Annotated in this window: 7 protein-coding genes and 1 tRNA gene; 4 read left to right on the top strand and 4 right to left on the bottom strand. The window is 64.6% G+C overall.

Features of this window, described 5'->3' with window-relative positions:
• Window positions 1-86: 86 nt before the first annotated feature.
• Window positions 87-581, bottom strand: a complete 495-nt coding sequence (locus tag ACIPVK_RS21490) for a single-stranded DNA-binding protein (protein WP_407614018.1) — start codon at window positions 579-581, stop codon at window positions 87-89.
• 324 nt (window positions 582-905) lie between these two features.
• On the opposite strand from ACIPVK_RS21490, the gene ACIPVK_RS21485 reads away from it, so the two are divergent.
• Window positions 906-1,751 carry an aldo/keto reductase gene (locus tag ACIPVK_RS21485; RefSeq protein WP_407614017.1) on the top strand — a complete coding sequence of 282 codons (846 nt, stop codon included), beginning with the start codon at window positions 906-908 and terminating at the stop codon, window positions 1,749-1,751.
• A gap of 211 nt (window positions 1,752-1,962) precedes the next feature.
• Window positions 1,963-2,190 (top strand): hypothetical protein, encoded by a 228-nt coding sequence (locus ACIPVK_RS21480; protein ID WP_407614016.1) that lies wholly within the window; start codon window positions 1,963-1,965, stop codon window positions 2,188-2,190.
• Between the two features lie 177 nt (window positions 2,191-2,367).
• Here the strand turns inward: ACIPVK_RS21480 and ACIPVK_RS21475 are convergent.
• Window positions 2,368-2,443 (bottom strand) — tRNA-Arg (locus tag ACIPVK_RS21475).
• A gap of 188 nt (window positions 2,444-2,631) precedes the next feature.
• On the opposite strand from ACIPVK_RS21475, the gene ACIPVK_RS21470 reads away from it, so the two are divergent.
• A complete protein-coding gene (locus tag ACIPVK_RS21470) occupies window positions 2,632-3,882 on the top strand; it encodes an MFS transporter (RefSeq protein WP_407614015.1) in 1,251 nt (416 codons plus the stop codon).
• Here ACIPVK_RS21470 and ACIPVK_RS21465 read toward each other — a convergent pair.
• The gene (locus ACIPVK_RS21465) at window positions 3,879-4,325 is read right to left on the bottom strand and encodes an Lrp/AsnC family transcriptional regulator (RefSeq protein WP_407614014.1); all 447 of its coding nucleotides are present in this window, start codon (window positions 4,323-4,325) and stop codon (window positions 3,879-3,881) included. The two genes, ACIPVK_RS21470 and ACIPVK_RS21465, sit on opposite strands and share 4 nt — an antisense overlap.
• 185 nt (window positions 4,326-4,510) lie before the next feature.
• Here ACIPVK_RS21465 and ACIPVK_RS21460 point away from each other — a divergent pair, with 185 nt between their 5' ends.
• Entirely contained in the window at window positions 4,511-5,287 is a 777-nt protein-coding gene (locus ACIPVK_RS21460; RefSeq protein ID WP_407614013.1) for a LysE family translocator, read from the top strand.
• A gap of 216 nt (window positions 5,288-5,503) precedes the next feature.
• Here ACIPVK_RS21460 and ACIPVK_RS21455 read toward each other — a convergent pair.
• Window positions 5,504-5,623: Fe-Mn family superoxide dismutase (locus ACIPVK_RS21455; protein ID WP_407613993.1), on the bottom strand; the 120-nt coding region annotated here is incomplete at its 5' end.

Below are 5,623 nucleotides of genomic sequence, written 5' to 3'. Positions count from 1 at the left end.
CCCCCGGCCCCCCCCCCCCCCCCCCCCCCCCCCCCCCCCCCCCCCCCCCCCCCCACACATTCCCGACCGATTCGTCCCCGCGAAAACTAGGCCGCCTCGGTATCCGCCCCGGGTTCGGATTCCGGCCAGCCGGTCACCGGGAACTCGTCGTTCGACTCCGCGGGTTCCCGCTCCGTTTTGCCGTGGCGCAGGTGGGAATCCGCGTTGTCTTCTCCCCCGGCACGCCTGATCCTGTCAAAGCGGCTGACCCCGAAGCGCAGGTCGTGGCCCAGCGCCATGGCCTCGATGTCCACGCTGAAGCCCCGGGTTCCGTCCTGGCGGTCATATTCGCGCACCTGCATCTTGCCGTAGACCACGACATGGTCGCCCATGTGGATGCTGGCAAGCATGTTGGTGGCCATGGCCCGGAAGCAGGAAACGGTGTACCAGTTGCTGTGCGCATCCGTCCATTGCCCCGTCTCCGGGTCCTGCCGCCGCTCGTTGCTGACCATGCGGAACTTTGCAATGAGCGTGCCGCTGTTTCCCCCGCTGGTGCGGGGCTCTGTTCCCACCACACCGCGCAACGTTATGTGGTCCGTCATGGTGCACTCCAATGTTCGACTCTGGGCAAGTACTTCCTGCCTCGTCACCCCAGTGTGATGCCGTGCAGCGACAGCCATGCGGTGCGGGACCGGGGCTGTGGACAAGCGCGGGGAGGCGGATCGAAAATACGCCTGCCCGGCCGCGGCTGTGTGGGGAACTGGCTGGACGCGGCCATCGCAGGCCTCGGTCGGTCATGGGTTGCCCCCGATTTCGCCCGGCCGTCCCTGCTCCGGATCTTCGCGCCGCGGCCGGCACATCGACGCATTCTGCCGCGAGGCGCCCGGCCCCTATCGGTATTCCTGCCGGTGCCATAGCATGGCCAAATGCCAGATAACTATGCATCGGTCCCGTTACGTGAACTCAACAATGGCGCCTTCATGCCATCGATCGGCCTTGGCACGTGGCCGCTGGATGACATCCAGGCCGGAGCAGCAGTCGCCCACGCGTTGGATGCCGGATACCGGCTCATTGACACCGCGGAGAACTACGGCAACGAGGAAGGCATCGGGGAGGGCATCGGCTCGACGTCGGTTCCCCGCGAGGAATTGTTCATCACCTCAAAGTTCAATGTGCAATGGCATTCGGTCCAGGGCGTGAAGGACGCCTGGGAAAACAGCTGCAAGCGGCTGGGCCTGGAATACCTCGACTTGTTCCTGATCCACTGGCCCAACCCACAGGAGGGCAACTACGTCCAAGCCTGGGAGGGATTGGTCAAGCTGTTGAAGCGCGGCAGGGTCCGTGCCATCGGCACGTCGAACTTCACGGTTCCGCAGCTGCAGGAACTGATCGACGCCACCGGGGTGGTGCCGGACGTCAACCAGATCCAGCACTCACCGTTTTGGCTCGACGACGACCGGCTCGCCTTCCATGCCGAACACGGGATCCTCACCGAGGGCTGGGCTCCGCTGGGCCGCGGCAAGCACGATCTCCTCAGTGCAGACCCCGTGCTCGCTGCGGCCGCAGCCCACAAGGTCACTCCGGCGCAGGCAGTGCTTCGCTGGCAGATCGAGCGCGGCGTCGTCCCCATCCCCAAGACCTCGAGTCCCGAGCGCCTGGCCGAAAACCTCGATGTTTTTACGTTCAATCTCTCACCCGAGGAGATCCGGGCCATCGATACGCTGGATGGCACCGCCGACGAGCCGGCCGATCCCATGCGCTTCGGGCACTAGTGCGTCAAGGCCCCCCTTGTGGATTCCAGCCGGCTACGTGAAGCTGAGGGGGCCGCAGCTACTACTTGGGCGGCGGACATCCAGCGATCGAGGACGTGACCATGAGTACCCGCGATTTCGTTCCTGCCGGCGATGCAATGCGCCCTGGATCGCGACGGCCGACCCTTGACTGCACCGATCCAGGAGCCCCCCGCGGCAGGATCATGAGGATATGACCACCGCTCTGGTCGTGCTGCGGGGCGGCCCCTTTGACGGCCGCCAACTGACCGTCTCGGATTGGCCGGCCCCGCTGACGGTGGAATCCTTGCCCGAGGACCTCCATATCGAGGCCAGGGTCCGTGCGCGTTACATCGCGGTCACCGAAGACACGCCGGGTACCGGGCCACGGGAGATGGTGTGGGATGGCGCCCATCGAGTCGGGGGCATCCATCATGCCTAAGCATCCAGCGCGGCATGCGCCGGGAGGGTTCAGCCTTGGTTCGGCAGGATCAGTCCATCGCTAGCCGGCGCCGCGGTACACGAACAACCGAAACAAAAGCTGCGGTCAAATCGGCCCGCTGCGCAGCTACAGAAAAGGCCCTGACTTAGCGGATGCCAAGTCAGGGCCAATATATCTTGGTGCCCCCGGCGCGATTCGAACGCGCGACCGACAGATTAGAAGGCTGTTGCTCTATCCACTGAGCTACGGAGGCGGGCACAAGAATCATAGCCCAAACAGGGACGCGGTCGATATTTCACCAATGGCGATACGTCGCATTCCACGAGCGTGGGGCCGTGAAAAAGAATTACTCCGGACGTATGATGAAACAGTGAGCGACCCAGCCGGGCGGGAACCGGCCGCCATCGCCGGGTCCACAGTTTCGAAGTCGAAAGGATGCCATTGCCACGCCAATCCGCAGCACCTGTTGAACTTGACCGAAGGCCAAGCAACACGGCATGGCGCAACTCCATCTTTGGCATCTTCTTTTTGTGTGGCTTCGCGTTTGCAACATGGGTCGCCCGACTCCCGGCGGTCCGGGTACAACTCGATCTGTCCACCGCGGATGTCGGCATCCTCCTGTTCGCCCTGGCAATCGGATCCATCGGCGGACTGGCCTTTGCGCCGGGCATCCTGGCACGACTTGGCATCCGCCGCGGGATCATGCTTGGCCTGCTCTTCCTGGGAGCGGCGCTAGCCCTGTTGGGCGCCGTGACCGAGATGCTGGGCAGTACCGTGGGCGCCATGACGATCCTCGTCGTCTACGGCTTCGTGTTCAGCGCCACCGACGTGATGATGAATGTCGACGGAGCCGCGGTCGAACGATCCCTTGGCAAGACGCTCCTGCCGCTGATGCATGCCTTCTTCAGCTTCGGAACCATCATCGGAGCCGTCCTCGGCGCCGGCGCGGCACGCTTGGGAATCGATGTGATGTGGAATTTCGCAATAGTCGGCGTCCTCATCATGGCCCTGGGACTTTACTTCGTCCGCAACGTGTCGGGACTCGAGCCGCCGAGGCCGCACGACGCCGACCGGGCCGCCGCGCCCGAGTCCTGGTGGCGTCGCCTCATCGGCACCTTCCGCGACGGACGCCTGATGCTGATCGGCCTCATGGTTGCCGGGCTGGCATTCGCCGAAGGAACGGCCAACGACTGGCTCACCATCGCCTCGGTCGACGACCACGGATTCAGCGAAGCCTCGGGGGCGCTGGTCTTCGGCGCGTTCGTTGCCGCCATGACCGCCGGACGAATCTTCGGCGGCCCGCTGATCGACCGGATCGGCCACAAGCGGGTCCTGGTGTTCATGGGCCTGCTTGGCCTGGGCGGCATCGTGCTGTTCATACTTGCACCCGCCCCCTGGGCGGTATTCACCGGGGCACTCCTGTGGGGCCTGGGCGGATCGCTCGGCTTCCCGGTGGGCATGAGCGTGGCTGCGGCGCACCCAACCGACGGCCCGCGCCGCGTTGGCATCGTTGCCGTCTTCGGCTACTCGTCCATGCTGATCGGGCCGCCGGTCCTTGGATTCCTCGGCGAACACTACGGGGTGCTCAACGCGTTCATCCTCGTGGCCGGAATCCTGCTGATGACGCTGTTGATCACGCCCAAGGCCACCGCGGCCCCGGGAGCGTCCCCGAAGCCACAACGAGTGGATTAGATCGGAAGCCGCCCGCCGGATTTGAGGCTCTTCATGACGATCGTACTGGTGAGTTTTTCCACGCCGGGCAAAGCCACCAACACGTCGTCGTAGAAACGCTGGTAGGCCGGCAGATCCGCGGCCATGACCCTCAACAAGAAGTCGGGTTCCCCGAAGAGCCGCTGCGCATCGATGATCTGGCCAATCCGGCCGACCTCGAGTTCGAAGTCCTTCATGGTCTGCCGGTCCTTCAGCGTGACGAACACCAGCGCCTCGAACGCGAGGTCCACTTTCGCCGGATCAACGTCTGCACGGTAGCCGCGGATGACACCGCTGTTCTCCAATTCGCGCAGCCTGCGGTGGCAGGGCGCCAGCGTGAGACCGACGTCCTCCGCCAGGGCCGTTGCCGTCATACGCCCATCGTCCTGCAGGCGTCGCAGGATTGCGCGGTCGATTCCGTCCATGTGGCAGCCCCCTTCACGGGTTTTCTCGGTGATTCCAAATGCTGGCGCTATATTCTTGCGCCTAATTAAACATAACAGGACATTTCTTCCTTCATGAGTGGTCTGCGAGCGAGAACCGGCAAGCACATTTCGTCGATTTCTTCCTAAGCTTGCCGGTAGATTCCCAGCAGGAAAGAGATTCGGTCATGGACCTCCAAGTCATCTACGGCTTCATCGCAGTGTCCTTTGCCCTGGCCATGACGCCGGGTGCCGATTGGGCCTACGCCATTTCCGCGGGACTCGGCCGGCACCGGGTGTCCTCGGCGGTCGCCGGGCTGTGCAGCGGGTACGTCTTTCACACACTGCTCATCGTCGGCGGAATGGCGGCCCTGATTGCCGGCATGCCGCAGCTGCTTTCCTGGCTCACGCTGATCGGGGCCGCCTACCTTCTTTGGCTGGGCATCGGCACATGCCGCTCTTGGCGCGGCGCCGGCTTCAGCGCCGAGGCAGACCCGGCACCGGTAACCGATGGCAGCGAAGGGAACCCGTCGGAACTTGTCGCGGCTCGCGGCGGGGCAGCCACACTCCTGCAACAGGGCACTGCGGCGGCAACCTCAACCGTGCCCGGGCAACGCTTCTTCGGACCCGCCTTTTTCCGTGGCTTGGGAACCAGCGGCACCAACCCCAAGGCCCTGCTGCTCTACCTGGCACTGATCCCCCAGTTCATCCACGCGGACGCCGCATGGCCGGTTGCGGCGCAGACCGCAATCCTGGGCACCAGCCACATGGTGCTCTCGCTCTTTATCTACACGGGGGTGGCCCTGGGTGCCAGGGCGCTGCTGCGCCAGCGCCCCACCGCAGCACGCATCATCACCTTGGTCAGCGGCTTGATCATGATTGCGCTGGGCCTGGCGCTGCTCATCGAGCAGGCCCCCGCCTTGCTTGACTCGATCCAGGTGCTGGTGGCGCTGCTCGGCCGCTGAGCGGGCTCGCTCGTGGACGCTACAGGAGCCGAACGATTCGCGTAACCCGGCTAGGGTTCACAGGGTACGGGTCCAGCGGCGCAAGCTTCTCCGGATCCGGATCCTCGTCGCGTTTCCAGCCGATGCGCCGCGGGCCCGAAAATGGCAAGCGGGCTGCCGACCGGAGATGTTCCGATCGGCAGCCCGCTTGCCATCCCCGGAAGTCCGGGTGTGGTTTTACTTGCCGGGGACGACGAGCTTCGGGGCACCGGCACGCGCCGCCTCGAAGCGGGCCGAGACATCCGCCCAGTTCACGATGTTCCAGAACGCCTTCACGTAGTCGGCCTTCACATTCAC

It is taken from the genome of Paeniglutamicibacter sp. MACA_103 (assembly GCF_045798555.1).
Taxonomy (GTDB): domain Bacteria; phylum Actinomycetota; class Actinomycetes; order Actinomycetales; family Micrococcaceae; genus Paeniglutamicibacter.
Note: the sequence above shows the minus strand (reverse complement) of the source record. Positions and strands in the feature narration are given on the sequence as shown.

Coding starts and splice junctions, on each gene's coding strand:
- ACIPVK_RS21490 (WP_407614018.1), bottom strand. CDS start 581: ATGACGGACCACATAACGTTGCGCGGTGTGGTGGGAACAGAGCCCCGC.
- ACIPVK_RS21485 (WP_407614017.1), top strand. CDS start 906: ATGCCAGATAACTATGCATCGGTCCCGTTACGTGAACTCAACAATGGC.
- ACIPVK_RS21480 (WP_407614016.1), top strand. CDS start 1,963: ATGACCACCGCTCTGGTCGTGCTGCGGGGCGGCCCCTTTGACGGCCGC.
- ACIPVK_RS21465 (WP_407614014.1), bottom strand. CDS start 4,325: ATGGACGGAATCGACCGCGCAATCCTGCGACGCCTGCAGGACGATGGG.
- ACIPVK_RS21460 (WP_407614013.1), top strand. CDS start 4,511: ATGGACCTCCAAGTCATCTACGGCTTCATCGCAGTGTCCTTTGCCCTG.